26 protein-coding genes are annotated in these 25,889 nt (G+C 68.4%); 19 read left to right on the plus strand and 7 right to left on the minus strand.

Going from position 1 to position 25,889, the window contains the following annotated elements; all coding sequences use genetic code 11:
• Window positions 1-58: 58 nt before the first annotated feature.
• Window positions 59-499 carry a host attachment family protein gene (locus tag H7V21_RS03615; RefSeq protein WP_188055357.1) on the minus strand — a complete coding sequence of 147 codons (441 nt, stop codon included), beginning with the start codon at window positions 497-499 and terminating at the stop codon, window positions 59-61.
• A gap of 110 nt (window positions 500-609) precedes the next feature.
• On the opposite strand from H7V21_RS03615, the gene serS reads away from it, so the two are divergent.
• The 7 genes from serS (at window position 610) to H7V21_RS03650 (ending at window position 8,075) form a co-directional block, all read left to right on the plus strand.
• A complete protein-coding gene (gene serS / locus H7V21_RS03620) occupies window positions 610-1,890 on the plus strand; it encodes a serine--tRNA ligase (protein ID WP_188055359.1) in 1,281 nt (426 codons plus the stop codon).
• Window positions 1,890-2,654: a 5'/3'-nucleotidase SurE gene (surE, locus tag H7V21_RS03625; protein WP_188055362.1), complete on the plus strand. Its 765-nt coding sequence runs from the start codon at window positions 1,890-1,892 to the stop codon at window positions 2,652-2,654. The genes serS and surE overlap by 1 nt, the downstream gene beginning before the upstream one ends.
• 25 nt (window positions 2,655-2,679) lie before the next feature.
• Window positions 2,680-3,732 carry a peptidoglycan DD-metalloendopeptidase family protein gene (locus H7V21_RS03630; RefSeq protein WP_188055364.1) on the plus strand — a complete coding sequence of 351 codons (1,053 nt, stop codon included), beginning with the start codon at window positions 2,680-2,682 and terminating at the stop codon, window positions 3,730-3,732.
• Window positions 3,732-4,793, plus strand: a complete 1,062-nt coding sequence (locus tag H7V21_RS03635) for a potassium channel family protein (protein ID WP_188055366.1) — start codon at window positions 3,732-3,734, stop codon at window positions 4,791-4,793. The genes H7V21_RS03630 and H7V21_RS03635 overlap by 1 nt, the downstream gene beginning before the upstream one ends.
• A gap of 60 nt (window positions 4,794-4,853) precedes the next feature.
• Window positions 4,854-6,188 (plus strand): 30S ribosomal protein S12 methylthiotransferase RimO, encoded by a 1,335-nt coding sequence (rimO, locus tag H7V21_RS03640; RefSeq protein ID WP_188055368.1) that lies wholly within the window; start codon window positions 4,854-4,856, stop codon window positions 6,186-6,188.
• Between the two features lie 177 nt (window positions 6,189-6,365).
• Entirely contained in the window at window positions 6,366-7,760 is a 1,395-nt protein-coding gene (locus H7V21_RS03645) for a leucyl aminopeptidase family protein (protein WP_188055369.1), read from the plus strand.
• A 72-nt stretch (window positions 7,761-7,832) separates the two neighbouring features.
• Window positions 7,833-8,075 carry a hypothetical protein gene (locus H7V21_RS03650; protein ID WP_188055372.1) on the plus strand — a complete coding sequence of 81 codons (243 nt, stop codon included), beginning with the start codon at window positions 7,833-7,835 and terminating at the stop codon, window positions 8,073-8,075.
• A gap of 4 nt (window positions 8,076-8,079) precedes the next feature.
• On the opposite strand, the gene tpiA is transcribed toward H7V21_RS03650, so the two are convergent.
• Window positions 8,080-8,829 carry a triose-phosphate isomerase gene (tpiA, locus tag H7V21_RS03655; RefSeq protein ID WP_188055374.1) on the minus strand — a complete coding sequence of 250 codons (750 nt, stop codon included), beginning with the start codon at window positions 8,827-8,829 and terminating at the stop codon, window positions 8,080-8,082.
• Window positions 8,830-8,949: 120 nt separating this feature from the next.
• Here tpiA and H7V21_RS03660 point away from each other — a divergent pair, with 120 nt between their 5' ends.
• Together H7V21_RS03660 and trpE are read left to right on the plus strand one after the other, a co-directional pair.
• Complete coding sequence (locus H7V21_RS03660; protein WP_188055377.1) at window positions 8,950-10,899, plus strand: peptidyl-prolyl cis-trans isomerase; 1,950 nt, start codon at window positions 8,950-8,952, stop codon at window positions 10,897-10,899.
• Window positions 10,900-10,906: 7 nt separating this feature from the next.
• On the plus strand, window positions 10,907-12,412 hold the full coding sequence (gene trpE / locus H7V21_RS03665; protein ID WP_188055380.1) for an anthranilate synthase component I: 1,506 nt from the start codon (window positions 10,907-10,909) through the stop codon (window positions 12,410-12,412).
• Window positions 12,413-12,458: 46 nt separating this feature from the next.
• On the opposite strand, the gene H7V21_RS03670 is transcribed toward trpE, so the two are convergent.
• Entirely contained in the window at window positions 12,459-12,860 is a 402-nt protein-coding gene (locus H7V21_RS03670; RefSeq protein WP_262503994.1) for a hypothetical protein, read from the minus strand.
• A gap of 113 nt (window positions 12,861-12,973) precedes the next feature.
• Between H7V21_RS03670 and H7V21_RS03675 the strand changes: the two genes are divergently transcribed.
• The 5 genes from H7V21_RS03675 to moaC are packed head-to-tail and all read left to right on the plus strand — an operon-like array spanning window position 12,974 to window position 16,585.
• Window positions 12,974-13,741, plus strand: coding sequence for a phosphodiester glycosidase family protein (locus tag H7V21_RS03675; RefSeq protein WP_188055381.1), 768 nt, complete (start codon window positions 12,974-12,976; stop codon window positions 13,739-13,741).
• 9 nt (window positions 13,742-13,750) lie between these two features.
• Window positions 13,751-14,344 (plus strand): anthranilate synthase component II, encoded by a 594-nt coding sequence (locus H7V21_RS03680; RefSeq protein ID WP_188055384.1) that lies wholly within the window; start codon window positions 13,751-13,753, stop codon window positions 14,342-14,344.
• Window positions 14,341-15,336, plus strand: coding sequence for an anthranilate phosphoribosyltransferase (trpD, locus tag H7V21_RS03685; protein WP_188055387.1), 996 nt, complete (start codon window positions 14,341-14,343; stop codon window positions 15,334-15,336). The genes H7V21_RS03680 and trpD overlap by 4 nt, the downstream gene beginning before the upstream one ends.
• The gene (gene trpC / locus H7V21_RS03690; RefSeq protein ID WP_188055389.1) at window positions 15,333-16,121 is read left to right on the plus strand and encodes an indole-3-glycerol phosphate synthase TrpC; all 789 of its coding nucleotides are present in this window, start codon (window positions 15,333-15,335) and stop codon (window positions 16,119-16,121) included. The genes trpD and trpC overlap by 4 nt, the downstream gene beginning before the upstream one ends.
• Entirely contained in the window at window positions 16,118-16,585 is a 468-nt protein-coding gene (gene moaC, locus H7V21_RS03695) for a cyclic pyranopterin monophosphate synthase MoaC (RefSeq protein ID WP_188055392.1), read from the plus strand. Before trpC ends, moaC begins: the two co-directional genes overlap by 4 nt.
• Before the next feature lie 3 nt (window positions 16,586-16,588).
• On the opposite strand, the gene H7V21_RS03700 is transcribed toward moaC, so the two are convergent.
• On the minus strand, window positions 16,589-17,131 hold the full coding sequence (locus tag H7V21_RS03700; protein ID WP_223177041.1) for a hypothetical protein: 543 nt from the start codon (window positions 17,129-17,131) through the stop codon (window positions 16,589-16,591).
• A 149-nt stretch (window positions 17,132-17,280) separates the two neighbouring features.
• On the opposite strand from H7V21_RS03700, the gene glp reads away from it, so the two are divergent.
• From glp to H7V21_RS03715, 3 genes are all read left to right on the plus strand, one after another.
• Entirely contained in the window at window positions 17,281-18,468 is a 1,188-nt protein-coding gene (gene glp, locus H7V21_RS03705) for a gephyrin-like molybdotransferase Glp (protein WP_188055393.1), read from the plus strand.
• A 54-nt stretch (window positions 18,469-18,522) separates the two neighbouring features.
• Window positions 18,523-19,206, plus strand: a complete 684-nt coding sequence (gene lexA / locus H7V21_RS03710; protein WP_188055395.1) for a transcriptional repressor LexA — start codon at window positions 18,523-18,525, stop codon at window positions 19,204-19,206.
• Window positions 19,207-19,271: 65 nt separating this feature from the next.
• Window positions 19,272-19,415: a hypothetical protein gene (locus tag H7V21_RS03715; protein WP_188055396.1), complete on the plus strand. Its 144-nt coding sequence runs from the start codon at window positions 19,272-19,274 to the stop codon at window positions 19,413-19,415.
• A 105-nt stretch (window positions 19,416-19,520) separates the two neighbouring features.
• Here H7V21_RS03715 and H7V21_RS03720 read toward each other — a convergent pair whose 3' ends face one another.
• The gene (locus H7V21_RS03720; protein WP_188055399.1) at window positions 19,521-21,665 is read right to left on the minus strand and encodes a ComEC/Rec2 family competence protein; all 2,145 of its coding nucleotides are present in this window, start codon (window positions 21,663-21,665) and stop codon (window positions 19,521-19,523) included.
• A 28-nt stretch (window positions 21,666-21,693) separates the two neighbouring features.
• Here H7V21_RS03720 and gltX point away from each other — a divergent pair, with 28 nt between their 5' ends.
• Window positions 21,694-23,148: a glutamate--tRNA ligase gene (gene gltX, locus H7V21_RS03725; protein ID WP_188055402.1), complete on the plus strand. Its 1,455-nt coding sequence runs from the start codon at window positions 21,694-21,696 to the stop codon at window positions 23,146-23,148.
• Window positions 23,149-23,164: 16 nt separating this feature from the next.
• Complete coding sequence (locus H7V21_RS03730) at window positions 23,165-24,448, plus strand: citrate synthase (protein WP_188055405.1); 1,284 nt, start codon at window positions 23,165-23,167, stop codon at window positions 24,446-24,448.
• Between the two features lie 63 nt (window positions 24,449-24,511).
• Here the strand turns inward: H7V21_RS03730 and H7V21_RS03735 are convergent, their stop codons facing one another.
• Both H7V21_RS03735 and H7V21_RS03740 read right to left on the minus strand, forming a co-directional pair.
• Window positions 24,512-25,330, minus strand: coding sequence for a ferredoxin--NADP reductase (locus H7V21_RS03735; RefSeq protein ID WP_188055408.1), 819 nt, complete (start codon window positions 25,328-25,330; stop codon window positions 24,512-24,514).
• Window positions 25,327-25,749 carry a hypothetical protein gene (locus H7V21_RS03740; RefSeq protein ID WP_188055411.1) on the minus strand — a complete coding sequence of 141 codons (423 nt, stop codon included), beginning with the start codon at window positions 25,747-25,749 and terminating at the stop codon, window positions 25,327-25,329. The genes H7V21_RS03735 and H7V21_RS03740 overlap by 4 nt, the downstream gene beginning before the upstream one ends.
• Between the last annotated feature and the right edge of the window lie 140 nt (window positions 25,750-25,889).

Consider the following 25,889-nt stretch of genomic DNA (forward strand, 5'->3'; position numbering starts at 1 on the left):
CTCGAACTCCTGACACGCCTGCCCCGCCGGCCCGATCCGGCGGGCGGGGCATCGGCGGTCAGGCCTTCACCAGCGCCTCCTCGATCTCGGTCACGGTGTGGCCGGTCAGATCCTTGTCGATCTCGCCGATCAGCCGCTCGCTGACCTCCTTGTGATAATGTTTGCGCAATTCGCCGAGCGCCTTGGGCGGCGCGACGATGATCAGCTTCTCGAAATCATTGCGCAGCGCGCGCTTTTTCAGAAGGTCTGCGGTTTCCGCGGCGAAGCGATCCTCTTCCAGCTGGTGGAAGTCGGTTTCCTCATAGGCGCTACGGCCGGCACCGACGCTGGAAAAGGAACGCCCCGGCGCGTCGGTCGACTGTTCCATATCCGACGGATTGTCCTGCTCGCGCACCCGCTCGACCTGGAGGTTGGGGTATTCCGCGTCGCCCTCGTTGCGCAGGAACAGCATCTTGCGGCCGTCCGCCACGACGACGAACGCATTGTTGGGAAGCTGCATGGGCGATCTCCTTGTTGGTATCCGATGGGAGGACAACGCCCGGCGGGTCGCGCGGGTTTCGGTGCCGCCCGGCTTGCACGGGCGCGGCGGCGCAGCCATAGCCTGCCGCCATGCACGACATCCGCTTCATCCGCGAAAACCCCGAAGCATTCGACGCCGGGCTGGCACAACGTCGCCTGGAGCCGCTCGCCGCCGGGTTGATCGCGCAGGACGAGCGCCGCCGCGCGCTGGTCACCGAGCTGCAGGCCGGTCAGGCGCGTCGCAACGATGCCTCCAAGGCGATCGGCGCCGCCAAGGCCAAGGGCGACGAAGCCGCCGCCCAGGCGCTGATGGCCGAGGTCGGCGCGCTCAAGGAGCGCCTGCCCGCGCTCGAAGCCGAAGAGAAGGCAATCTCCGAGGCGCTCGAGGCGCAGCTCGCCGCAATCCCCAACCTGCCGCTCGCCGACGTCCCCGAAGGCGCCGACGAGGACGACAACCTGCTCGTTCACGAAAGCGGCACGCGCCCCGACTTCGGCTTCGCGCCGAAGGAACATGATGCGATCGGCCCGGCGCTGGGGCTGGACTTCGAAACCGGCGTGAAGCTCTCCGGCGCGCGCTTCACGCTGGTGCGCGGTTCCGCCGCGCGCCTCTATCGCGCGCTCGGCCAGTTCATGCTCGACACGCTGACGGAGCAGCACGGATATGAGCAGATCGTGCCGCCGCTGCTGGTCCGCGACGAAGCGATGTACGGCACCGGCCAGCTTCCGAAGTTCGCCGAGGATTCGTTCCAGACTACGGACGGCCGCTGGCTGATCCCGACCGCCGAAGTGAGCCTCACCAACATCGTCCAGGGCGAAATCCTGTCGGCCGAGGCACTGCCGCTGCGCTTTGCCGCCTTGACCCCCTGTTTCCGTTCGGAAGCGGGCGCGGCCGGGCGCGACACCCGCGGCTTCATCCGCCAGCACCAGTTCGACAAGTGCGAGATGGTCTCGATCGTCACCCCCGAACAGTCGGAGGACGAACACGAACGCATGACCGGCTGCGCGGAGGATATACTGACGAAGCTCGGCCTTCCCTTCCGCCGCATGAAGCTGTGCACCGGCGACATGGGCTTCTCGGCCGCCCGCACCTACGATCTCGAGGTGTGGCTGCCCGGCCAGGGCCGGTACCGCGAGATTTCGTCCTGCTCGACGTGCACCGACTTTCAGGCGCGCCGGATGAACGCCCGCTATCGGCCCGAGGGCGAAAAGGCGACTCGCTTCGTTCACACGCTCAACGGCTCGGGACTGGCGGTGGGACGTACGTTGGTGGCGGTGTTGGAAAATTATCAGCAGGAAGACGGCTCGGTGACGGTTCCCGAAGCGCTGCGGCCGTATCTTGGCGGGTCGGAGCGGCTGGAGGCGCGGGGCTGATGCGCATTCTCGTCACCAACGACGACGGCTATCACGCTCCGGGCCTTGCGGTGCTGGAGGAGATCGCCGCCGCCTTCTCCGACGATGTCTGGGTGGTCGCTCCCGCCGAGGAACAGTCGGGCGCGGGCCATTCGCTCACGCTCACGCGCCCGCTACGCATCCGCCGCTTCGCCGAAAAGCGCTTTGCCGTTTCGGGAACGCCGACCGATGCCGTGATGATGGCGCTCGCCAAGATCATGAAGGACTGTCAGCCCGACCTGATCCTGTCCGGCGTCAATCGCGGCGCCAATCTGGCCGAGGACGTGACGTATTCGGGTACCGTCTCGGCCGCGATGGAAGGCGCGCTCGCCGGAGTCCGCTCGGTCGCCTTCAGCCAGGTCTATGCCAGGGAAGGCATGGGCGACACCGTTCCCTTCGCGGCGGCACGGGCATGGGGCGAACGCGCGCTGCGGCCGCTGCTGGAAGCCGAATGGGCGCCGCGCACGCTGGTCAACATCAACTTCCCCGCGCTTCCCCCGGAATCGGTCAAGGGCATCCGCGTCGTCACCCAGGGGCTGCGCGACTATGGGCGGCTCCAGATCGTCACCAATCGCGATCCGCGCGGATATGAATATCACTGGTTCGCGCTCGGCCCGACAATCGAGACCCCGGCCCATTCGACGGATCTCGAAGCGATTCACGACGGCTTCGTCGCCGTCACGCCGTTGCATCTTGACCTGACGCATCGCGATTCGCTCGATATGCTGGCAGGCGCCTATCGCTGAGAGGGCGCCAAGGGGGGGACTGCCGATGCTGAATCTGCGCCCGATCGGGAAGTGGACCCTGCCGGCGGCTGCGGCGCTGGCGCTTGCCGGTTGCATCCCCGCGGGCGAGCCTCGGCGCGCCGCTGGCCCGCCCCCTGCCCCGCAATCCTCGCAGATCGATTCGGATATCCGCCGGCTCCCGGCCGAGCCCAACGCCTGGGAAGCGCGAACCGTGACTGCCGATGCGGCAGTAGTGGGAAGCACGACCTACACCGTCCGTAGCGGCGACACGCTGCGCGGCATCGCCAACCGCACCGGTGCCGGATCTGAGGCGATCGCACGCGCAAATAATCTGGCCGCGCCCTTCACCATCTATCCGGGTCAGCGGCTTACCATCCCGGCGGGCCGCTACCATCGCGTCCGCGAGGGCGAGACAGGTATTGCGATCGCCCGCGCCTATGCCGTCGACTGGGGCCGCATGGTGACGCTCAACGAACTCGAGGAACCCTATATCTTGCGCGTCGGCCAGCGCCTGCTGATCCCCGACGACCGGCCGGAGACGCTTGCACAGCGCGCCGCCCGCTTCGAAATCGACATCGACGACATCGTTACCGGCGGCGAGCCCGCGCTCGCGCGCAACGAGGCGCCCGCGACACCCACCGCGTCCTCGGCCCGAGTGCTTCCCACGACCGCCGCCATCGCCGAACCGCCGCGGCTCACAGGCCAGTTCCAGTGGCCCGCGCAGGGCACGCTCCTGCGTCGCTTCGGCCCGGGGCCCTCGGGTGAGCGTAACGACGGGATCAAGATCGCGCTGCCGGTCAACACGCCCGTCGTCGCGGCGGCCGACGGCGTGGTCGCCTATGTCGGCAGCGACATTCCCCAGCTCGGCGGCATCGTGATCCTGCGGCATGGCGACGGCTGGACCACGGTGTACGGCCACGCCGGGCAGTTGCTCGTCCAGCGCGGACAATCGGTGGAGCGCGGCCAGACCATTGCGCTGTCGGGCGACACCGGCTTCGTCGATCAGCCGCAGCTGCACTTCGAAATGCGCCGCAGCCGGGCGCCGGTCGATCCGCTCGAACGGTTGCCGGAACGCTGATGGCACAGCGCCCCCCCGGCACGCTCCAGCGCAAGTCGCGGCTGCCCGTGTGGCTGTCGATCGGCTGGCGGATCGCCGGCGTGTTCGGCCTGCTTGCGCTCGCAGTTGGGGTGCACTGGTTCGATCGCGAGGGGCTGCGCGACAGCTATGACGGACACGTCAGCTTCCTCGACATCATCTATTTCACGATGATCTCGATCACCACCACCGGCTATGGCGACATCGCGCCGGTGACGACACAGGCGCGCATGTTCGACGCACTGGTCGTAACGCCGATCCGCATCTTCGCGGTGCTCTTCTTCGTGGGCACGACGTACAATTTCGTGATCCGCAGAACCTGGGACAAATGGCGCATGGCACGTATCCAGCGAAACCTGCACGACCACATCGTGATCGCCGGCTTCGGCAAGACCGGTTCGGAAGCGGTCGACGAACTGGTCGCGCGCGGCACCGATCCGGCAAGCATCGTCGTGATCGACAGCGATGCGGCTTCGCTGGCGCTTGCGGAATCGTGCGGCTGCACGGTGATGCAGGGCGACGCGACTCGCGATTCGATCCTCGAGGATGCGAAGATCGGCCGGGCGCAGGCAGTGATCGTCTCGGCCGGCCGCGATGATACCTCGATCCTCATCACGCTCACCGCGCGCCACCTGGCGCCCGACGTGCCGATCAGCGTCACGGTGAAGGCGGAGGACAATGAAGTGCCCGCCCGCGCCGCGGGTGCCACCAACGTCATCAATCCAGTGAGCTTCGCGGGGCTTCTGCTCGCCAGCTCGTGCACCGGGCCGCACATCTCCGACTATATGATGGACCTTGCCTCGATCCACGGCCGGGTGTCGCTTTCGGAGCGGCGGGTCACGCTGGACGAGGTCGGCAAACCGCTTTCGGCGATCACCACCGGCCTCGGCGTCCGCGTGTATCGCGACGGCAAGCCCTACAGCTTTGCCGAGCCCGAAGCGCAGGCGCTCGAGCAGGGCGACGTCGTGGTCGAGATTGTCCCCAGCGGCGCCGCCGAGGTCGCCCGCGAACAGATCGCCCGCGGCGCGCGCCGGGTCACCTGAGCGCGCAGGCGCACCCGGACCTAGCTTTTCCTTCAGAATTCCCTATGTCGCCCGCCAATCATGGCAACGCGACTCCCCGAACCGCCCAAGGTGGGCATGGTGTCGCTCGGCTGTCCCAAGAATCTGGTCGACAGCGAGCGCATTCTCACCAAGCTGCGCTCCGAAGGCTATGGCCTGTCGGCCGACTATGCCGGCGCCGACGTCGTATTGGTGAACACCTGCGGCTTTCTCGACAGCGCGAAGGAAGAGAGCCTCGAGGCGATCGGCGAGGCAATCGCGGCGAACGGCCGCGTCATCGTCACCGGATGCATGGGCGACGAGGCGGCGACGATCCGCGCGCGCTTCCCGAACGTGCTCGCGATCAGCGGCGCGCATCAATATGAGCAGGTGGTCGAAGCGGTGCACGAACACGCCCCGCCGATCCCCTCGCCCTTTGTCGATCTCGTCCCCGAAAGCGGACTCAAGCTCACGCCGCGCCACTACAGCTATCTGAAGATTTCGGAGGGCTGCAACCATCGCTGCGCCTTCTGCATCATCCCCGCGATCCGCGGCGACCTCGTCAGCCGCCGCCCCGACGCGATCCTGCGCGAGGCGGAAAAGCTCGTCGCGGCGGGGACCAAGGAACTGCTCGTCATCAGCCAAGACACTTCGGCCTATGGCGTCGACATCCGCAAGGAACCGCGGATGTGGAAGGGAGCCGAGGTCGTGCCCCATATGACCGATCTAGCGCGCGAGCTGGGCCGGATCGCGCCATGGGTGCGGCTCCACTATGTCTATCCCTACCCGCACGTCGATCAGGTCATTCCGCTGATGGCCGAGGGGCTGGTGCTCCCCTATCTCGACATCCCGTTCCAGCACGCCAGCCGCAACGTGCTGCGCGCGATGCGCCGCCCGGCCAACGAGGCGAAGGTGCTCGAGCGGCTGCGCGTGTGGCGCGACATCTGCCCCGACATCGCGATCCGATCGACCTTCGTCGTCGGTTTTCCCGGCGAGACCGAAGAGGATTTCGAATATCTGCTCGACTGGCTCGATGAAGCCCAGCTCGACCGCGTCGGCGCGTTCCGCTTCGAGCCGGTGGAAGGTGCGAGCGCCAACGCGCTCCCCGACCCCGTTCCCGAGGAAGTGAAGGAAGAACGCTACGCGCGCGTGATGGAAAAGACCGCGGCGATCAGCGCCGCCAAGCTCGCCGCCAAGGTCGGCCGCACGATTGAAGTGATCGTCGATGAAGTCGATGCCGAAGGGGGCGCCAATGCGCGCAGCCAGGCCGACGCGCCGGAGATCGACGGCCAGGTGTTCCTCCGCGACGCGGGTCATCTGGCGCAGGGCGACATCGTTCGCGTCGTCGTCGAAGATGCCGACGAACATGATCTCTACGGCGCCCCCGTCCACGCCTGACGCCGGCGCCGGCTATTCCGACAAGGAATAGGCGATCACTTTTCGCCGACCGGCGTCTTCCTGAAGTCGTGCCCGCCGGTCCAGACGCGACTCTCTGCTCGAGCGGCTCCCGGGGAATTTCGCAGCGGCTGCACATGCAGGCTAGGCGGAGCGCCTTCCCGCCCCTAGATCACAGCCATGCCTGATCTTTCGAACCTGCTGCAGCCCGATCGCGGCCAGTCCGCCCGCACCATCCACCTCGTCGACGCCAAGGGTTTCGACGCCTGGCTCTCCGCCCAGCCGCCGCGCGCGCGCGCCGCCGCCGAGGCGCAGAAGCTGAAGCCAACCGGCTATGCCAGCGCGATCCTGCCCGGCGACGGCGCCGAGGACTGGTCGGTGGTCACCGTGGTCGCCAACGTCGAGAAGCTCTCGCCCTGGTGCCTGGCGAAACTCGCCGAAACGCTGCCCGAAGGCAGCTACCGAGTCGAGGGCCGCGAGCCCGGCCCGGCGATGTACGGCTGGCTGACCGCGCAATATCGATTCGATCGCTATCGCAAGTCGGACAAGGCGAGCGGCCCGCGCGTGCTGCTGACCGGCGAGCCGGCGAAGATCGACGAGACGGTTCGCCTCGCCGAAGTCACCTTCAAGGTCCGCGACTGGATCAATCTCGGCCCGAACGACCTTGGCCCCGCCGAGCTTGAGGCGGCTGCCGAGGAAATCGCGCAAGCTCATGGCGGTACGCTCACGGTGACCCGTGGCGACGAACTGGCACGCGGCTATCCGATGATCCACGCGGTCGGTAAGGCCGCCGGAAAGGGCCGCGACCCGCGCCTGATCGAGATCGAATGGGGCGATCCCTCCCATCCGCGCATCGCGATTATCGGTAAGGGCGTGGTATTCGATTCGGGCGGGCTCGACATCAAGCCCGCCGCGGGCATGCGGCTGATGAAGAAGGATATGGGCGGCGCGGCCCATGCGCTCGGCCTCGCCGAGCTGGTGATGTCGCGCAAGCTTCCGGTGCGGCTCCACATGCTCGTTCCGGCGGTCGAGAATTCGGTGTCGGGCGAGAGCTTCCGTCCGGGCGACGTGCTCCAGACCCGCAAGGGCCTCACGGTCGAGAATTCGAATACCGATGCCGAGGGCCGGCTGATCCTGGGCGACGCGATCACCAAGGCGGCGGAGAAGGACCCCGAGCTGATGCTCGACTTCGCGACGCTCACCGGCGCCGCGCGCGTCGCGCTGGGCGCCGATCTCACCGGCCTGTTCGCCAACAGCGAGGGGCTGGCCGAGGAGCTGCTCGCCGCCGCCGATGCCGAAGCCGATCCCGCCTGGCGCCTTCCCTTGTGGGATCCCTATGACGAGATGCTGAAATCGGACGTGGCCGACATGGTCAATGCGGCCGAGGGAACCCCGTTCGGCGGCGCGATCACTGCCGCGCTGTTCCTGCGCCGATTCGTCCCCGAAGGCGTGCAATGGGCGCATCACGACATCTTCTGCTGGCGCCAGTCGGCGAAGCCCGGTCGGCCGAAAGGTGCCGACGCAGTCAGCCTACGCGCCACCTGGAAGGTGCTGAAGGACCGCTACGGCGGCTGACGCCCCGGCATTCAGCGCCCGCTAAGCTCCACTGCATCACGTTCCTCCCCGCAAAAAAGGGAGGAACGTGCGATGCACTGGCTGTTTTCGTTCGGATTGAAGGCGGGCGCCGCCGCGATGGCGGTCGCGCTGATCGGTGTCGCCGTCTCGGGCCCGGGAGTCGCCCAGTCGATGCCGTCGCGCTTCGCTGCGGTGGGACTGGTCGCCGACGGAGTCATCCTGCTCGATCAGCAGCGCGGCGTGGTCTATCACTGCTCGACCAGCACCTCGAGCCGCCTCGTCCAGAACTGCCTCGCGACCAGTCGCGTGCCCTGAAGGCTCAGCGCGAGGACGCCGCCGCCGCTTCGAGGATCGGCACGAACTTTTCGGCAGTCAGGCTCGCGCCGCCGATCAGTCCGCCGTCGACATTTTCCACCGCCAGGATCGCCGCCGCGTTCGCGCCGTTCAACGATCCGCCGTAGAGGATGCGGACGCCATCTGCCCGATCGCCGATCAGGTCGGTCAGCTTCCGGCGGATCGCCGCATGAATTGCCTCGATCTCCTCGGGTGTCGGCGTGCGGCCGGTGCCGATCGCCCAGCGCGGCTCATAGGCGAGCGTCAGCCAGCTGCCGTCGGCATCCTCGGGCAGCGACTCCTCGATCTGCGCCTGCACCACGCGCTCGGCACGGCAGGCGTCGCGCTCGGATTCGGTCTCGCCGACGCACAGGATCACGCCCAGCCCCTGCTTGTGCGCCGCCGCCGCCTTCGCCCAAATGGCATGGCCGGTCTCGTTCTGGTCGGCGCGGCGCTCCGAATGGCCGACGATCGCCAGCTTCGCGCCTGCCTCGACCAGCATCGCCGCCGAGACGCAGCCGGTATGCGCACCCTTCTCCGCCTCGTGGACGTCCTGCGCGCCGATCGGCATCGCGCCCGCCGCATCGGCCGCCGAGGCGATGAGCGTGAAGGGTACGCACAGCGCGGCGTCGATCTGGGGCAGCTTCGCGGCGGCTTCCGCAATCGCTCGCACCTCGGCGAGCTGCGCCCGCGTCCCGTTCATCTTCCAGTTGCCCGCTACGAACTTGCGGCGCATGCCGATCCTCCCTGTTTCGTGTCGCGTTGCCGATACCAGCCAAGGCGCGGCGCACAAGCTTGAAGGGTAACGGTCTCGGCCCTAAAGCGGTGCCGCACTTCCTCCAGCGAACGGCGTTCCATGCTCAGTTTCATTCGCAACCTCACCAAATCGCGCGTCGGTCTGATCGCCGTGTTCGTCCTGCTCGGCGTGATCGCGATCGCCTTCGCGGCGGGCGATATCACCGGCTCGCGCCCGGTCGGCGCGAGCAGCGGGGGGGAAGTGATCGCCCGGGTGGGCGATCGCGAGATCACCGAACAGGAACTACGTGACCGCATCGACATCGCGATCGACAACATGCGCCGCCAGGGCCAGAGCTTCGACATGGAGACCTTTCTTGCCGGCGGCGGTCTCGATTATGCGCTCGAGCAGGTGATCGACAACGCCGTGCTCCAGGAGTTCGGCGAGCGCACCGGCATGCGCGTGAGCGACCGCATCGTCGACGGCATGATCGCGAGCAATCCGGCGTTTCAGGGCCCGACCGGCGGCTTCGACCAGCAGCTGTTCGAATCGGTGCTCAATCGCGAGCGCATCTCCGAACGCGCGCTGCGCCAGGATCTGCGGAACGCCCGGTTCGGCGACTGGCTGACCGATCCCACCATCGGCGCGCGTCAGATTCCGGCCGGAATGGTGCTGCCCTATGCCTCGCTGCTGCTCGAGCGGCGCGAAGGCGCGATCGGCTTCATCCCGACGCTGGCGATGAACCCCGGCGAAACGCCCACCGACGAGGAGCTGGCGCAATATTATCAGCGCAACAGGGCGCAGTACACTGTGCCCGAGCGTCGCGTCGTGCGCTACGCGACGGTCGGGGTGGAGGATCTCGAGGGGCGCGCCGCGCCCACCGATGCCGAAATCGCCCAGGCGTATCGCGGCGCGGGTGACCGTTTCGCCGCTCGCGAGACGCGCACGGTGCAGCAGGTCGTGGTCGGCGATCAGACTGCGGCGCAGCGGCTCGCGGAAGCGGTTCGCGGCGGCCAGTCGCTCGCCGCGGCGGCCAGCGCGGCCGGTTTCGAACCGCGCACCTTCGAGGATGTCGAGCGCGCGGCGCTTGCGGGCGAGACTTCCGATGCCGTTGCACAGGCCGCCTTCTCGGCGAGCGAGGGCAGCGTCGCCGGTCCGGTCCAGTCGCCGCTCGGCTGGCATGTCCTGCGGGTCGATTCGGTCGATCAGATCCCTGCCCGTACGCTCGCCCAGGCGCGCGACGAGCTGGTCGAGGAGCTTCGCGCGCGCAAGGTCGCGCAGCTGATGGCGGACGTGCACGGCAGCATCGACGAAGGCATCGGCGAAGGCGGCACCTTCGACGAGCTGATCGCCGCCAATGACCTCGAGGCGCAGCGCACGCCGCCGCTGCTTCCCAGCGGCGTCAATCCCGACGCGCCCGATGCCGAGCCGAACGAGATGCTCCAGCCGATCCTGCGCGCCGCCTATCTCGCCGAAGTGGGCGACGAGCCGCAAATCGTGCCGATCTCGCCCGAGCAATTCGCACTCGTGTCGCTCGAGCGCGTCGTCCCACCGACGGCGCGGCCGCTCGACTCGATCCGCGAACGCGTCGTCCGCGATTACATGATCGACAAGGCACAGCAGCGCGCCCGCGAAGTCGCCCGTGACGTGGTGCAGGCGGTCAATCGCGGCTCGACGCTGCAGCAGGCGCTTGCCGCGGCCGGCGTGCGCGGCCTTCCCGCGCCGCAGCCGATCAACACGACTCGCGCCCAGCTCGCCACTGCCCAGGAACAGGTGCCGCCTCCGCTCCAGCTGATGTTCAGCATGAGCGAAGGACGCGCACGGCTTCTCGAAGCCGAGAACCGGCAGGGCTTCTACGTCGTCCATCTCGACGAGATCGAGGAAGCGGATGCGAGCGGCAACGAAGAGCTTCTTCGGCAGACCCGCGCCGGTATCGGCGGCGTGATCGGCCAGGAGCTCGCGCAGCAGTTCGTCGAAGCGCTGCGCGGCGAGCTTCGGGTCACGCGCGACGCGGAGGCGCTGCAGCGGCTGCGCGAGAGCCTCGCCTCGACCGGCACCGCCGGGCGCTGAGCGTCCGGTGATCGAGGGAGCCACGGCGGCGCGGGCCGCGCTCGAGGAGGGGCGACCGGCGCTGCTGTGGCGGCGGCTGGTCGCCGATACCGAAACGCCGGTTGCCGCCGCGCTCAAGCTGATCGAGCCGGGCCGCGGCGATTTCCTGCTCGAGTCGGTCGAGGGCGGCTCGGTGCGCGGGCGGCACAGCCTGATCGGCATTGATCCCGATCTGGTCTTCCGCGCGGCGGGAAACCGTGCCGAGATCAACGCCGCCTGGGCGAGTCACCGCGATGCCTTCGCTGCCTGCGAAGAACCGGCGCTCGATGCGCTGCGGTCGCTCGTCGCGCGCTGCCGAATGGACGTACCGCCCCAGCTGCCGCGCGCACTCGCCTGTCTGGTCGGCTATTTCGGCTATGAGGCGGTCGGGCTGATCGAACGTCTGCCGCGGCCGCCGGCCAATCCGGTCGACGTGCCCGACATGATCTTCGTGCGCCCCACGGTGTTGCTGATCTTCGATCGTCTCGCCGATGCGCTGTTCGTCATAGCACCGGTCTGGCCGCGCGAGGACACGGATCCGGCCACCGTGATCGAGACCGCCGCCGAGCGTATCGACGCCACGATCGCCCGGCTCGAGTCCACTCCACTTCCGCCGCGATCGCGCGCCGAGCCGACCGAACTGGCGCTCGAGCCACAGCTGCCGCCCGGCCGCTATGCCGAGATGGTCGCGCGGGCGAAGGACTATATCGCCGCGGGCGACATCTTCCAGGTCGTGCTCGCTCAGCGCTTCACTGCGCCCTTCACGCTGCCGCCGTTCGAGCTGTATCGCGCGCTCCGCCGCGTGAATCCCTCGCCGTTTCTCTATCATCTCGATCTGCCCGGCTTCAGCCTTACCGGGTCGAGTCCCGAGATTCTCGTCCGCGCGCGCGACGGCGAAGTCACCATCCGTCCGATCGCGGGCACCCGTCCGCGCGGCCGAACCGCCAGCGAGGACGAGGCGAACCGCAGCGCGCTGCTCGCCGATCCGAAGGAATGCGCCGAGCATCTGATGCTGCTCGACCTCGGCCGAAACGATGTAGGCCGGGTGGCCGAAGCAGGATCGGTTTGCGTAACAGACCGGTTTACAGTCGAATTCTACAGCCACGTCATGCACATCGTCTCGAACGTCGTGGGGCGGCTGCGCGGCGACGCGGATGCGCTGGATGCGCTGTTCGCCGGTTTCCCAGCCGGCACGGTCTCGGGTGCGCCCAAGGTGCGCGCGTGCGAGATCATCGCCGAACTCGAACCCGAGACCCGCGGCCCCTATGCGGGCGGCGTGGGCTATTTTTCGCCCGACGGATCGATGGACAGCTGCATCGTCCTGCGCACCGCGCTGGTGAAGGACGGCGTGATGCACGTTCAGGCGGGCGCCGGCATCGTGGCGGACAGCGACGCCGCCTACGAGCAGCGCGAGTGCGAAGCGAAGGCCGGCGCGCTGCTCGCCGCCGCGCGCGAGGCGATCGCGCGCGCGGCCGAGCCGGGCTACGGCCAATAGCGCACGGCTCCCGTGCGCGCTGGCCACGCCCGGCGGGTGGCTGCGATCAGGGGACTCGGGACTGCCGCGCCTCCGCCTCCAGCCGCTCCTGTGCCCACTGCCGGATCTGCTCCTGCGTGCAACCGGTCTGTCCGCCCGTGCCGATCGGGGAGCAGCTGTTGGGCAGGCCCGCGCGATTGACTTCCTCGATCATTTCCACGCGCCGTACCCAGCTCGTGTTCGCCGGCCGCTCGCTCGGCTGTTCGCGGAACCGCTCGGGAATCCGGTAGGGCGATTCGCCTGCGCGCGTGCACACGACGATCTCGTCGGGGCTCGTCGCCGGAGGACAGCTCTCGTCGCCATAGAGCAACACACTGCGGATGCGGGTGGCGTCGGCGCCCGCATCCTGCGGCGCATCCTGCACGGGAAAAGCCGCGGCTGCGGCGGCGGCAAGCATCATCGTGATCATGGTCTCTCCTGTGCACCGGCGAGGCACGGCCCCGCGCTTCGCAATATCCCGTAGCCAACGAATGCCCCTCCGCGAACGTTGCGCTGGACTGTGGCGGCGCTAGGGCAGACATCGTGTTGTCGTTGCGTATCCTTGCATTCCTCGCCGTGCTGGCGCTCGCAGCCTGCGGCGGACCTGGCCCCCAGTCGGCCGAACGCCTGGAACCGCCATGCCGTGAGGTCGCTTTCGAAGGCAATCACTTCACCGTGTGCCGGACGCAGCCGGGCAGGCACGACCTCCGCCTCGCCAGCCTCGATTCCGCCGGAGCGCCGCTGCGCGACTTCGATCGGCTGGAGACGCATCTCGGCGCCGACCGCACCCGTGTCGCCTTCGCGATGAACGCCGGCATGTACGATGCGCGCGGCCGGCCGATCGGACTCTATGTCGAGCGCGGCCGAGAAGCGAAGGCGCTCAATCGGAACCCCGGCCCCGGCAATTTCCACATGCTTCCCAACGGCGTCTTCTGGGGCAATCCCGACGGCTGGCACGTCACCCCCACCAGCGAATTCGCCGAGCGCGGTCCCGAGGATCTGTCGTTCGCCACGCAATCGGGCCCGATGCTGGTGATCGACGGGGCGCTCCATCCCGACTTCGCGCCGAACGGGCGCTCGCTGCGCATTCGCAACGGAGTCGGCGTCGACGCGAAGGGCAACGCGTGGTTCGCGATCAGCGGCGAACCGGTGTCCTTCGGCCGCTTCGCGCGCCTGTTCCGCGACCGGCTCGATTGCCCGAACGCGCTCTATCTCGATGGCGCCGTCTCGCGGCTGTGGTATCCGGAGGGCCGCCGCCGCGATCCGGGCGTTCCGCTCGGCCCGATTGTCGTCGCGCTGCAAAGCCGGTAGCGCAGCGCCATGATCCTCGTTCTCGACAATTACGACAGCTTCACCTGGAACCTGGTCCATTATCTGATGGAGCTCGGCGCCGAGGTCCGGGTCGAGCGCAACGACGCCCTGACCGGCGCCGAGGCGCTGGCGACCGGCGCCGACGCTTTTCTCATCTCCCCCGGCCCTTGCACGCCCAATGAGGCGGGATCGAGCCTCGATCTCGTTGCCGCCTGTGCCGAGGCGCGCAAGCCGCTGCTGGGAGTGTGTCTCGGGCATCAGGCGATCGGCCAGCATTTCGGCGGCCGGGTCGTTCGCGGCGGGCTGATGCACGGCAAGACCTGCCCGGTCGAACATGACGGCACCGGCCTGTTCGACGGCCTGCCCTCGCCCTTCATCGCGACTCGCTACCATTCGCTCATCGTCACCGACGTGCCCGAGGTACTGCGCGTCAACGCGACCGCCGACGATGCCTCGGTGATGGCTTTCGCCCATGCCGAGCTGCCGATCCACGGCGTCCAGTTCCACCCCGAGAGCATCGCCACCGAACATGGCCATGCCATGCTCGCCAATTTCCTGCGGATTGCCGGCATTCCGGTGCAGCAACCGGCGCTGGTCGCGTGACGACCGTCGCCGCCCTCCCCGATCCCGCGACTCCGCTTGCGCGCGAAAGCGCGGCGCAGGCGTTCGCCGACATCCTCGACGGAAGGGCCGCCGACGCGGCGATCGAAGCGTTTCTGATCGGCCTCACCGAGCGCGGCGAGACCAGCGTCGAGATCGCCGAGGCCGCGCGCGCGATGCGCGCCCGGCTGATTCCCGTCGCTGCCCCGGCCGGCGCGATCGACGTCTGCGGCACCGGCGGCGACGGGCATCACACGCTCAACGTGTCCACTGCCGTCAGCCTGGTGGTCGCTGCCTGCGGCGTTCCCGTCGCCAAGCACGGTAATCGTGCCGCCAGTTCGAAATCGGGCGCGGCCGACGTGCTCGAGGCGCTCGGCCTCGATCTCGATCGCGCCGCCGCCAATGCGGAGGCGACGCTTGCCGATCTCGGCATCGCCTTCCTCTTCGCGCAGAAACATCATCCGGCGCTCGCCCGCATCGCTCCGATCCGCAAGCGCATCGGCCGGCGCACCATTTTCAACCTGATGGGCCCGCTCGCTAATCCGGCACGGGTGCGGCGCCAGCTGATCGGAATCGCCCGGCCCGACTATGCACCGATCTACGCCGAGGCGCTGGAGCAACTCGGCAGCGAGGGAGCGGCCGTCGTCTCGGGCGCGGAATCGCTCGACGAACTCTCCTGCGCCGGCCCGAGCATCGCCGTCAGCATCGGCTGCGTCGCGCTGCCCGCGCGGATCGCGCCCGAGGACGCCGGCCTTCCGCGCCATCCGCTCGCCGCGATCCGCGGCGGTGCGCCCGCCGAGAACGCCGCCGCGCTCCGCCGCCTGCTCGAAGGCGAGCATGGCGCCTATCGCGACGCGGTGCTCCTCAACGCCGCCGCGGCGCTGGTCGTGGCCGGTCATTCGGACCGCCTGACCGATGGCGCCGAGGCGGCCGGCGAAGCGCTCGACGCGGGGCTTGCCAAGGCGCTTCTCGACTGCTGGATCGCCTTTCCATGAGCACCATGCTGGACCGGATTCTCGAAGCCAAGCGCGACGAAGTCGCCGGGCGCAAGGCGCGCACGAGCCGCGCCGAACTCGATGCGCATATCGCCGGGCAGACCGCCCCTCGCGGCTTCCGTGCGGCGCTCGACGCGCGCGCGGCGGCGGGCGGCCATGCGCTGATCGCCGAGGTGAAGAAGGCCAGCCCCTCGAAGGGCCTGATCCGGCCGGATTTCGATCCGCCCGCCCATGCCCGCGCCTATGCCGCCGGAGGCGCCGCCTGCCTGTCGGTGCTTACCGACGAACGCTGGTTCCAGGGCCATGACGACTATCTGATGGCCGCCCGCGCCGCATGCGCGCTTCCGGTGCTCCGCAAGGACTTCATGGTCGATCCCTGGCAGGCGATCGAATCGCGCGCGATCGGCGCCGACTGCATCCTGATCATCGTCGCCGCGCTCGACAACGTGCAGATGGCCGAGATCGAGGCCGCAGCGATCGAGCAGGACATGGACGTGCTGGTAGAGGTGCACGACGCGGCCGAACTCGATCGCGCGCTGCAACTGAAGTCGCGGTTGATCGGCGTCAATAATCGCAATCTCAAGGATTTCAGCGTCGATTTTCAGCGCACCTACGAGCTCGTCGGGCGCGCACCCGCCGATTGCACCTTTGTTGCCGAGAGCGGCCTCACCAGCCGTGCCGATCTCGACGCGATGGCCGAACATGGCGTCCGCTGCTTCCTGATCGGCGAAGCGCTGATGCGCCAGGACGATGTCGAAGCCGCGACTCGCGAGTTGATCGGATGAGCGACCTCACGCATCTCGACGAAGCCGGCGCGGCGCGGATGGTCGATGTCGGCGGCAAGGCCGCCACCGCACGCGAAGCCGTGGCCAGCGGGCGGATCGCAATGTCGGCGCAAGCCGCTGCCGCGATCCGCGCCGGCACTGTCGGCAAGGGCGACGTGCTCGCCGTGGCGCGCATCGCCGGGATCATGGCGGCCAAGAAGACCGCCGATCTCATCCCGCTGTGCCATCCGCTGCCGCTCACGAAGGTCACGCTCGATCTTGCGCCGGACGACCGCGGCGTCACTGCCACCGCGACTGCCGCCACCGAGGGCAAGACCGGAGTAGAGATGGAGGCGCTCACCGCGGTGTCGGTCGCACTCCTCACGCTCTACGACATGGCCAAGTCGGTCGATAAGGCCATGACGATCGAGCAGGTGCGCCTCCTTTCGAAGACCGGCGGCAAGTCCGGCGACTGGAAGGCGTGAGGCTCAGCCCCGCGCTGCGCGCCGGAACAGCAAGGCCGAAGCCAGCCATAGCCCGGTGAGCAGCACCGCCGCCCGGCCCGCGGCAGTTTCCCCGCCGGCGAAGGCCACTGCGCCGAGCACCACCTGCCCCGCCGCCGGCGCCAGCATCACCATCGCCATTCCCGCGGCGCGAAACCGCACCAGCAGTCCGCCGAGCAGCGCCGCGAGCACGATGCCGAAACACAACAGATTCACCGGGTGGTCACCATCGCCGATGAAGCCGACCGCAAGGTTGCTCCACGTCAGCAGGAACGCCGCCACGATCGCCGCCGCTGCCGCGCCGCGATAGGCCCAGCTGCGGGCCCGCGCCGCGAGCTCGAACCCCGCCCCGACGCTGCCGAGCATCACGCCGGCGACGATGAAGTCCCCCGGCGTCCAGTCGACCTCATCAGTGAACTGCATCGCCACCAGCGGCAGCAGCAGGAGCGCGACCAGTCCGCCCCAGCCGAGCACGCGCACCGCGTTCCACAAGCGTCCATCGCTCCGCGCCATTTGATCCGCCGTCATTGCTTCATCTCCCGTGATCTGGTGAGCCGCTCTCCTGACCTGCCACGGGGCTGCACGTCATGAGCAAAGGCTGAGGCTTTGGTGAGGCGCCTGAAAACCTGCTCGATCCGGTCTACACCTCCCGCCGCCCGAGGCGTAGGACGACGGGCATGACCGCACCGCTCCTTCCTGTCGATGAGGCGCTTGCGCGCCTGCTGGCGCTCGCATCGCCCCTTGCCGTCGAAGCGGTTCCGCTCGCCAGCGCCGCCGGGCGCTGGGTCGCCGAGGACATCGCCGCGCGGCGGACGCAGCCTTCCTCCGATCTCTCGGCGATGGACGGCTATGCGATCCGCTTCGCCGATCTTCCCGGCCCCTGGAGCGTGATCGGCGAGAGCGCGGCCGGGCGGCCCTTTGGAGGTACGGTGGAGCCGGGCGAGGCAGTGCGGATCTTCACGGGCGCACCGCTGCCGACCGGCACCGATACAGTGCTCGTTCAGGAGGAAGCCGCGCGCGACGGCGAGGCGCTCCGGCTGGCTGGCGAGGGGCCCGCCCATCGCGGCCGGAACGTCCGCCGCCGCGGGCTCGACTTTGCCGAAGGCGACCGGCTGATCTCCGCCGGCGATCGCCTCACTCCCGCCCGGCTCGCCCTGGCAGGTACTGCCGGGCACGGGGCGCTGCCGGTCCGCCGACGTGTGCGCGTCGCCATTGCCGCCACCGGCGACGAGCTGGTGCCGCCCGGCGCCGCCGTGGGCGTAGCGCAGCTGCCCGAAACCAACCGGCTGATGCTCGCCGCGCAGCTCGCCGATCTTCCGGTCGATCCGATCGATCTCGGCATCCTGCCCGATCGGATGGACGCGCTTGTCGCCGCGTTCCGCGAGGTGGATGCCGATGTGATCGTCACCAGCGGCGGCGCATCGGTTGGCGACCATGATCTGGTCCGGCCCGCCCTCGAAGCCGCGGGTGCGACCATCGACTTCTGGCGCATCGCGCTGCGCCCCGGCAAGCCGATGATGGCGGGCAGGCTCGGCGGCGCGGTCGTGCTCGGATTACCGGGCAATCCGGTCTCCGCCTTCGTCACGGGGTTGCTGTTCGTCCGCCCGCTCGTCGCGCATCTCTCCGGCGCTGCCGAGCCCGGAGTGCGCCCGCGCCGCGTGCCGCTCGGCGAGCCGCTGCCGGCAAATGGCCCGCGTGCCGATTATCTGCGCGCCGAACTGCGCGACGGCGCCGCATTCGCGTCCACGGTGCAGGACAGCGGGATGCTGCGCACGCTCGCGCGCGCCAGCTGCCTGATCGTGCGTCCACCGCATGTTCCCGCGGCGGAACGGGGCGACTCGGTGGAAATCCTAGACCTCGCTTGACTTGGCGAAACGTGTTGCTTAAACGTTCCGCGTCTGTTCTGACGGAGACGAACCATGCTCACGCGCAAGCAGCACGAGCTTATCTGCTTCATCGCTGATCGCCTCAATGAAACCGGCGTGTCGCCTTCCTTCGAGGAAATGAAGGACGCGCTCGATCTCAAGTCGAAGTCCGGCGTTCACCGGCTGATCTCGGCGCTCGAGGAGCGCGGCTTCCTCCGTCGCCTGCCGAACCGCGCCCGCGCGCTCGAGGTGCTGAAAGTGCCCGAGCGCGGCGAGGTGAAGGGCGGCTCGCGCGGCGAAGTCGTGCCGATCACGGCAGCGCGTGCGGCGCCGCGTCCGGCGCCCGAACCCGCGAACGACGTGGTCGAGATCCCGCTCCATGGCCGGATCGCCGCGGGTACTCCGATCGAGGCGCTCGAAGGCTCGACGATGCTGCCGGTGCCTGCCGCGCTGCTCGGCTCGGGCGAGCATTATGCGCTCGAAGTCGCGGGCGATTCGATGGTCGATGCCGGCATTCTCGATGGCGATTATGCGCTGATCCGGCGTACCGACGTTGCCCGAGACGGCGAGATCGTGGTCGCGCTTATCGACGATGCCGAAGCGACGCTGAAATATTTCCGCCGCGAAGGCGCGATGATCCGGCTCGATCCTGCGAACCGCACCTATGACGCGCAGCGCTACCGTCCCGATCAGATCCGCGTGCAGGGGCGGTTGGCGGGGCTGCTGCGGCGCTACTGACCAGCTTCTTCGGTTCCATTCGGATGGGCGGACCCCCATCTGATGGAGCGAAGGAGGCGCCTTGCATGAATCGGATCGAACAATTCCTGGCCGCGCGCAACAGCGGTGAAGTCACGTTGCTGGCGATCGTTGGCGGCATTCTGATCTTTGCGCTGGGAGTCGCCTTCGGCGAGGCGCTCCACCTTGCGCTGGACGCCGTCGGCGGCTGACCGCACATTCGGCGGACGGCCGCTGCACGCGCTCGCGCTAGCGTCCGCGCTACACTACCCAGCAATAGCATCCCCGCCCGTATTGCTGCCGCGAGACCCGGGCGTTCAGAAACCGGCGGCGGCCGATCGCATCTGCCAGGGATGGCGATCGCCTGGCGGCACCACGGTCGCCACTCGTTCCGTCGCGAAGGTGATGCTCACGCCGCCGGTCCGCGCGAGTGTAGCACGGTCGAGCTTCAACCAGCGCGGTGTGCAGGTGCGCGGCAGTCGCCGGTCGCTCACCACCACATCGGCGGTACGGCACAGCGCCACCAACTCTCCGATCGGAACATAATAGGCGCTGCGCGTGGCCACGATTCGCCAGTTCCGCCCGCCCTGGCGCACATCGGCGATGCACAGATCCGCGCTGCATCGTGCGCTCGGCTGTTCGGCGAGCGCAGCAAGATCCTCTTCCACCCCGCCATTCTCGCCCAGAGTGGTGCGAACATAGTCCCCCGCCCGGTCCCGCAGCAGCGCCATGCCGCCACCCGCAGTGCGAAGCGCCAGATGCCGTCCGTCGCCGGTGACGAGCAGATCCGGCGGCGGCGGCGCCAGCGTCCACAGCGCGCCCGCCGTCAGCGGAACGAGCCCGAGCAGCCGCGCCCGCGTCCGCCATAGTGCGATCCACAGTCCGCCCAGCACGACCAGCCCGAACGCACTCTGCGGCATCGCCGGCAGCGCCGCGACCGAACCGGGCGCGTTGGCAGTCGTGTGCGCGAGCCAGAGCAAGCCTTCGAGCGCGAACCCGGCGATCCACCACAGTGGCACGCCCAACCCGGCGAGGTCGAAAACGAGCGCCAGCGCCTCGATCGGCATGATGACGAAGGTGGTGAGCGGGATCGCGACGATGTTCGCCAGCGCGCCGTACAGCCCGGCCTTGTGGAAGTGAAAAAGCGCGATGGGGATCAACGTCACTTCGACGACGATTCCCGTGAGCAGCAGCGCGAGCATGCCGCGCATCAGCCGCCGCCACCACGGCTCCTCGCGGCGTGCGAACCACCCGCGAACCCGCCTGCTTTCGTGCAGCGCGACGATTGCGGTCACGGCGGCAAAGCTCAGCTGGAAACTCGGCCCGGCCAGCGTCTCGGGCCACATCAGCAGAACGAAGGTCGCGCCCGCCGCGACCAGCCGCAGCGTGATGGCTTCGCGCCCGAGGCTCAGCGCCAGCAGAACCAGCAGCGCGGCGGCGCACGACCGGATCGTCGGCACCTCGGCGCCGGTGAGCACCGTATAGCCGACCGCGGCTGCCGCGCCCGCCCCGGCCGCCACCAGCGGAAGCCGCCCGGTCCGCGCCGCCCAAGGGCTCAGTGCCAGCAGCTTGAGCACCAGCAGCATCGCCGCGCCCGTCACCGCCGTGACGTGCAATCCGCTGATCGAAAGCAGATGCGCCAGGCCCGAGCGCCGCATCGCCTCGGCATCCTCCTCGGCGATGCCGCCTCGGTCGCCGGTCGCCAGCGTCGCGGCGATCGCGCCGGCGCTCCCGTCGATCCGCGACTGGACGTGCGCCGAAAGGCGGGCGCGCAGGTCGGCTCCGGGCGCGTCGCCCGGGGCAAGCACCTCCACGGGCGCGAAGCCGCGCCCGGTCGCGCCCAGCCCGTCGAACCATGCCGCCCGCGCGAAGTCATAGGCGCCGGGCACCGCGGCCGGCGGCGGCGGCATCAGCCAGGCGCGCAGCCGCACGGTCGCGCCGCGCGTCAGCCCGTCCGGGACGTCCTTTTCGGCCAGATTGACGCGCACATGCGGCGGAAGCCCGTCGGCGCCGCCGGTTGCGATCCGAACGCGCACCAGCTCCCGCGCGGGCAGCGGCTCGACTCGCTCGACAGTGCCGAGGATCGTTGCGACGCCGGGCCGCGTCAGCACCGGAGCCGCCACATGCTCGGCGCGCCACCACATCAACCCGCATCCGAGCGCCGCAAGCATCGCGAGAATCGCCAGCCACCGTCCGCCACGTCCCGCTGCGGAGCCGGCCGCAGCGAGCAGCGCGACTGCCGCCGCCGCGAGCGCGAAGCCGGTCCATCGCGCCGGATCGGGCAACACGAACCAGGCGCTCACGCCCGCGCCGATCGCGACGGGAATCCAGAGCGGCAACTGGTCGCGCTCGGCCTCGAGCCAGTGTTCGATCGCGCCGCGCGCCCGCGCCAATGGCGCTCCCGCCGCGATTTGAAGCGGCGGAAAGCCCGTGCTAGGGGCGTGCCCGGCTGAACTGGCCATCCAATTTCCAGCTTGGGAGCAGGCGCGATTGAGCGCAAGGTCTGAAACGGGCGAAGCAACCGGCGCATCGCCGGAGGGCGGACGGGTCGTCACGCGATTCGCCCCCTCGCCCACCGGGTTTCTGCATATCGGCGGCGCGCGTACCGCGCTGTTCAATCTGCTTTTCGCCCGCCACCACGGCGGCAAATTCCTGCTGCGCATCGAGGATACCGATCGCGCGCGCTCCACTCAGCCGGCGATCGACGCGATCCTCGACGGCATGCGCTGGCTCGGGCTCGACTGGGACGACGAACCCGTCTTCCAGTTCGCCCGCGCCGATCGTCATGCCGAAGTCGCGCGTCAGCTGCTCGAGAGTGGCCACGCCTATCGCTGCTATCTGTCGCAGGAAGAGCTGGACGCGATGCGCGCCGAGGCGCAGGCGTCGAAACAGCCGTTCCGCATCCGCTCGCCCTGGCGCGACCGCGATACGGCCGAGGGCGGCGACAAGCCGTTCGTCGTCCGGCTGAAGGCGCCGCAGCAGGGCGCCACCACCATCGACGATCGCGTCCAGGGATCGGTCACCGTCCAGAATGCCGAGCTCGACGATTTCGTCCTGCTCCGCTCGGATGGCACGCCCACCTATATGCTCGCCGTGGTCGTCGACGATCACGACATGGGCGTCACCCACGTCATTCGCGGCGACGATCATTTCAACAATGCCTTCCGCCAGCTCGCGCTGCTCCGTGCGATGGGCTGGCCCGAACCGGTCTATGCGCATGTCCCGCTGATCCACGGGGCGGACGGGGCCAAGCTCTCCAAGCGGCACGGCGCGCTGGGCGTCGATGCCTATCGCGACGAACTCGGCATCCTTCCCGAGGCGCTGTCCAATTATCTGCTCCGGCTCGGCTGGGGTCATGGCGACGCGGAGATCATCCGCCACGAGCAGGCGATCGAATGGTTCAGCCTGGAAGGCGTCGGCCGTTCGCCAGCCCGGTTCGATCTGAAGAAGCTCGAGAACCTCAACGGCCATTATATCCGTGAGGCCAACGATGCTCGGCTCGCCGATCTCGTCGCCGCCCGGCTGCCGTTCGAAGTCACTGCCGATCAGCGCGATCTTCTGCGCAGCAGCATGCCCGCGCTGAAGCCGCGCGCCGCAAATCTGCTGGAGTTGGCGGAGGGAACCCAGTTCCTGTTTCGCAGTCGCCCACTGGAAATGGACGAGTCCGCGGCCGCTCTGCTAGAGGGCGAGGCACGCATGCTCCTCTCCCGCGTTCATGCCGCGCTTGACGCGGCCGGATCGTGGGATACGGAGACACTCGAAGCACGGGTACGGCACGTCGCGGAAGAAGCGGGGGTGAAGCTGGGCGCAGTCGCGCAGCCGCTCCGGGCAGCCCTTACGGGGCGCCGCACGTCGCCGGGGATCTTCGACGTCCTGGTTCTGCTGGGGCGCGAGGAAAGCCTGGGACGGATCGCCGATCAGATGGCCGTGCCCGCCGAAGGTTGAACGAAAGGACATTGGGATGACCGACACCGCGAAGCTCCACGCTGCCGGGAACGATACCGACTATCCGATCCTGAAGGGCAGCGTCGGCCCGGACGTGGTCGACATCCGCAAGCTCTATGCCAAGACCGGCACGTTCACCTATGATCCCGGCTTCACCTCGACCGCCAGCTGCGAGAGCGGCCTCACCTATATCGACGGCGGCGAGGGCGTGCTGCTCCACCGCGGCTATCCGATCGGTCAGCTGGCCGAGCACTCCAGCTTCATGGAGGTCTCCTATCTCCTCCTGAACGGCGAGCTCCCGTCGAAGGACGAGCTCGACAAGTTCAGCTGGACGATCACCCGCCACACCATGCTGCACGAGCAGCTGATGACCTTCTATCGCGGTTTCCGCCGCGACGCGCACCCGATGGCGATCATGTGCGGCGTGGTCGGCGCGCTTTCCGCCTTCTACCATGATTCGACCGACATCACCGATCCGCACCAGCGGATGGTCGCCAGCCACCGGCTGATCGCCAAGATGCCGACGATCGCGGCGATGGCGTATAAATATTCGATCGGTCAGCCGTTCCTCTATCCGGACAATTCGCTCAGCTACACGGGCAATTTCCTGCGCATGACCTTCGGCGTCCCGGCCGAGGAATATGAAGTGAACCCGGTGGTCGAGCGCGCGCTCGATCGCATCTTCATCCTGCACGCCGATCACGAGCAGAACGCTTCGACCTCGACCGTGCGGCTCGCCGGCTCTTCAGGCGCCAATCCCTTCGCGTGCATCGCCGCCGGCATCGCATGCCTGTGGGGCCCGGCGCATGGCGGCGCGAACGAAGCCGCGCTCAACATGCTGCGCGAGATCGGCCGCCCCGAGCGGATTCCCGAATATATCGCGCGCGCCAAGGACAAGAACGATCCATTCCGCCTGATGGGCTTCGGCCATCGCGTCTACAAAAACTATGATCCGCGCGCGACCGTGATGCAGAAGACGGTGCGCGAGGTTCTCGGCGCGCTCAACGTCACCGATCCGCTGTTCGACGTCGCGCTCCAGCTCGAGGAAATGGCGCTCAAGGACGATTATTTCGTCGAGAAGAAGCTGTTCCCGAACGTCGATTTCTATTCGGGCGTGATCCTGTCGGCGATCGGTTTCCCGACGACGATGTTCACGGCGCTGTTCGCGCTCGCCCGCACCGTCGGCTGGGTGGCGCAGTGGAACGAGATGATCTCGGATCCCGAGCAGAAGATCGGCCGTCCGCGCCAGCTCTACACCGGCCCGACGCAGCGCGACTACGTCCCCGCCGACAAGCGCTGAGGCATAAAGGGGGCGGACCCCGAGGCGCCCGCCCCCTCCCCCTTTTGCCAGTCCGCGCGTGCTTCAGCCGACGAAGGCGCGCTCGATCACATAGCTGCCCGGCGAGGCGTTCGAACCTTCCTCCAGCCCTGCCGCCTCGAGCAGTGCCGCGGTCTCCTTCAGCATCGCCGTCGATCCGCACAGCATCACTCGGTCGATTTCCGGGTCGAAGTGCCGCGGCCCCAGCACCGGCGGCGCGAACAGCCGCTCATCGGCGATCAGCTCGGGAATCCGGCCGCTGGTCATGAACGGCTCCCGCGTCACCGTCGGGATGTAATGGAACTGCAGCAGCGCCTGATCGCCCACCAGCGGGTCGCCCGCCAGCTGCGCGGTCAGCTCCTCGCGCCAGGCAAGATCGCTCACGCGTCGCACGCCGTGCACCACGATCACTTGCCCGAACCGCTCATAGACTTCGGGATCGCGCGCCAGGCTGAGGAACGGGGCAAGGCCGGTGCCGGTGGAGAGCATCCAAAGCCGCTGGCCGCCCAGCAGCGCATCGCACACCAGCGTGCCGGTGGGTTTGCGCGCCAGATACATCTGATCGCCGGGACGAATCCGCTGCAGCTTCGACGTCAGCGGCCCGTCGGGCACCTTGATCGACAGGAACTCCAGCTCCTCGGCATAATTCGGGCTGGCGATCGAATAGGCGCGCATGATCGGCTTGCCCTCGTCGCCGGGCAGGCCGATCATCACGAACTCGCCCGACCGAAACCGGAACGAGGCCGGCCGCTCGATTGCGAAGCTGAACAGATGCTCGTTCCAGTGGCGCACCCATTTGACGGCGACGGTCTGAAAACTGCTGTGCTCGGGGATCAGCGCGGGCGCGCTGGCATGAAAATTCAACGATCACGCTCCAGGAAAATGCCATTTGAAAGACGCAGCGCGACTTGCTCGACGGCGATCGCCAGCGTCCGCACCGCGTCTTCGCGTACCAATGTCGCTGCAAGCCGGTGCACGCGCGCGGGCGTACCTGCAAGTCCCGCCGCAAACAATACGAGCAACCGTGCTTCGTCGTCGCGCACGGAGCCGAACCCCGGAGGGCCGAAGTGCAGCTTCGCCAGCCCTTCGCGATTGAGCAGCTGCATCGCCATCACGAAATCGCGTGCCGCCTCCGGCGCGCCCGCTTGCTCGAAGCGCCACGCGAGGGCCGCACAGGCGCAGCGGCCGGTGCTGGCATGATGCACCCAGGTCCGGCTCGCTTCGAGAAGAGCCCCATAGGGCGATTCGAGCTCCTGTACGGGTTGGTCGAGAAATGCGTACATCGGCCCCTCTATTGCGATCGCCTCGCATTAGCGAATTGCCGATGACGGGTCAATCGGGAGTGCGGACGGTGGCCGCAGTAGCCCGCGACGTCGGACCGGCTTGAACTGCGCCGCCAACGGAGGTCTAACCGCAGCCAGGC

The organism is Sphingosinithalassobacter sp. CS137, assembly GCF_014334115.1.
Classification (GTDB): domain Bacteria; phylum Pseudomonadota; class Alphaproteobacteria; order Sphingomonadales; family Sphingomonadaceae; genus Sphingomonas.

Excerpts from the sequence above, each read along its gene's own strand:
- H7V21_RS03615 (WP_188055357.1), bottom strand. The coding sequence starts at position 499 with ATGCAGCTTCCCAACAATGCGTTCGTCGTCGTGGCGGACGGCCGCAAG.
- serS (WP_188055359.1), top strand. The coding sequence starts at position 610 with ATGCACGACATCCGCTTCATCCGCGAAAACCCCGAAGCATTCGACGCC.
- surE (WP_188055362.1), top strand. The coding sequence starts at position 1,890 with ATGCGCATTCTCGTCACCAACGACGACGGCTATCACGCTCCGGGCCTT.
- H7V21_RS03630 (WP_188055364.1), top strand. The coding sequence starts at position 2,680 with ATGCTGAATCTGCGCCCGATCGGGAAGTGGACCCTGCCGGCGGCTGCG.
- H7V21_RS03635 (WP_188055366.1), top strand. The coding sequence starts at position 3,732 with ATGGCACAGCGCCCCCCCGGCACGCTCCAGCGCAAGTCGCGGCTGCCC.
- rimO (WP_188055368.1), top strand. The coding sequence starts at position 4,854 with ATGGCAACGCGACTCCCCGAACCGCCCAAGGTGGGCATGGTGTCGCTC.
- H7V21_RS03645 (WP_188055369.1), top strand. The coding sequence starts at position 6,366 with ATGCCTGATCTTTCGAACCTGCTGCAGCCCGATCGCGGCCAGTCCGCC.
- H7V21_RS03650 (WP_188055372.1), top strand. The coding sequence starts at position 7,833 with ATGCACTGGCTGTTTTCGTTCGGATTGAAGGCGGGCGCCGCCGCGATG.
- tpiA (WP_188055374.1), bottom strand. The coding sequence starts at position 8,829 with ATGCGCCGCAAGTTCGTAGCGGGCAACTGGAAGATGAACGGGACGCGG.
- H7V21_RS03660 (WP_188055377.1), top strand. The coding sequence starts at position 8,950 with ATGCTCAGTTTCATTCGCAACCTCACCAAATCGCGCGTCGGTCTGATC.
- H7V21_RS03670 (WP_262503994.1), bottom strand. The coding sequence starts at position 12,860 with ATGATCACGATGATGCTTGCCGCCGCCGCAGCCGCGGCTTTTCCCGTG.
- H7V21_RS03680 (WP_188055384.1), top strand. The coding sequence starts at position 13,751 with ATGATCCTCGTTCTCGACAATTACGACAGCTTCACCTGGAACCTGGTC.
- trpC (WP_188055389.1), top strand. The coding sequence starts at position 15,333 with ATGAGCACCATGCTGGACCGGATTCTCGAAGCCAAGCGCGACGAAGTC.
- moaC (WP_188055392.1), top strand. The coding sequence starts at position 16,118 with ATGAGCGACCTCACGCATCTCGACGAAGCCGGCGCGGCGCGGATGGTC.
- H7V21_RS03700 (WP_223177041.1), bottom strand. The coding sequence starts at position 17,131 with ATGACGGCGGATCAAATGGCGCGGAGCGATGGACGCTTGTGGAACGCG.
- glp (WP_188055393.1), top strand. The coding sequence starts at position 17,281 with ATGACCGCACCGCTCCTTCCTGTCGATGAGGCGCTTGCGCGCCTGCTG.
- lexA (WP_188055395.1), top strand. The coding sequence starts at position 18,523 with ATGCTCACGCGCAAGCAGCACGAGCTTATCTGCTTCATCGCTGATCGC.
- H7V21_RS03715 (WP_188055396.1), top strand. The coding sequence starts at position 19,272 with ATGAATCGGATCGAACAATTCCTGGCCGCGCGCAACAGCGGTGAAGTC.
- H7V21_RS03720 (WP_188055399.1), bottom strand. The coding sequence starts at position 21,665 with ATGGCCAGTTCAGCCGGGCACGCCCCTAGCACGGGCTTTCCGCCGCTT.
- H7V21_RS03730 (WP_188055405.1), top strand. The coding sequence starts at position 23,165 with ATGACCGACACCGCGAAGCTCCACGCTGCCGGGAACGATACCGACTAT.
- H7V21_RS03740 (WP_188055411.1), bottom strand. The coding sequence starts at position 25,749 with ATGTACGCATTTCTCGACCAACCCGTACAGGAGCTCGAATCGCCCTAT.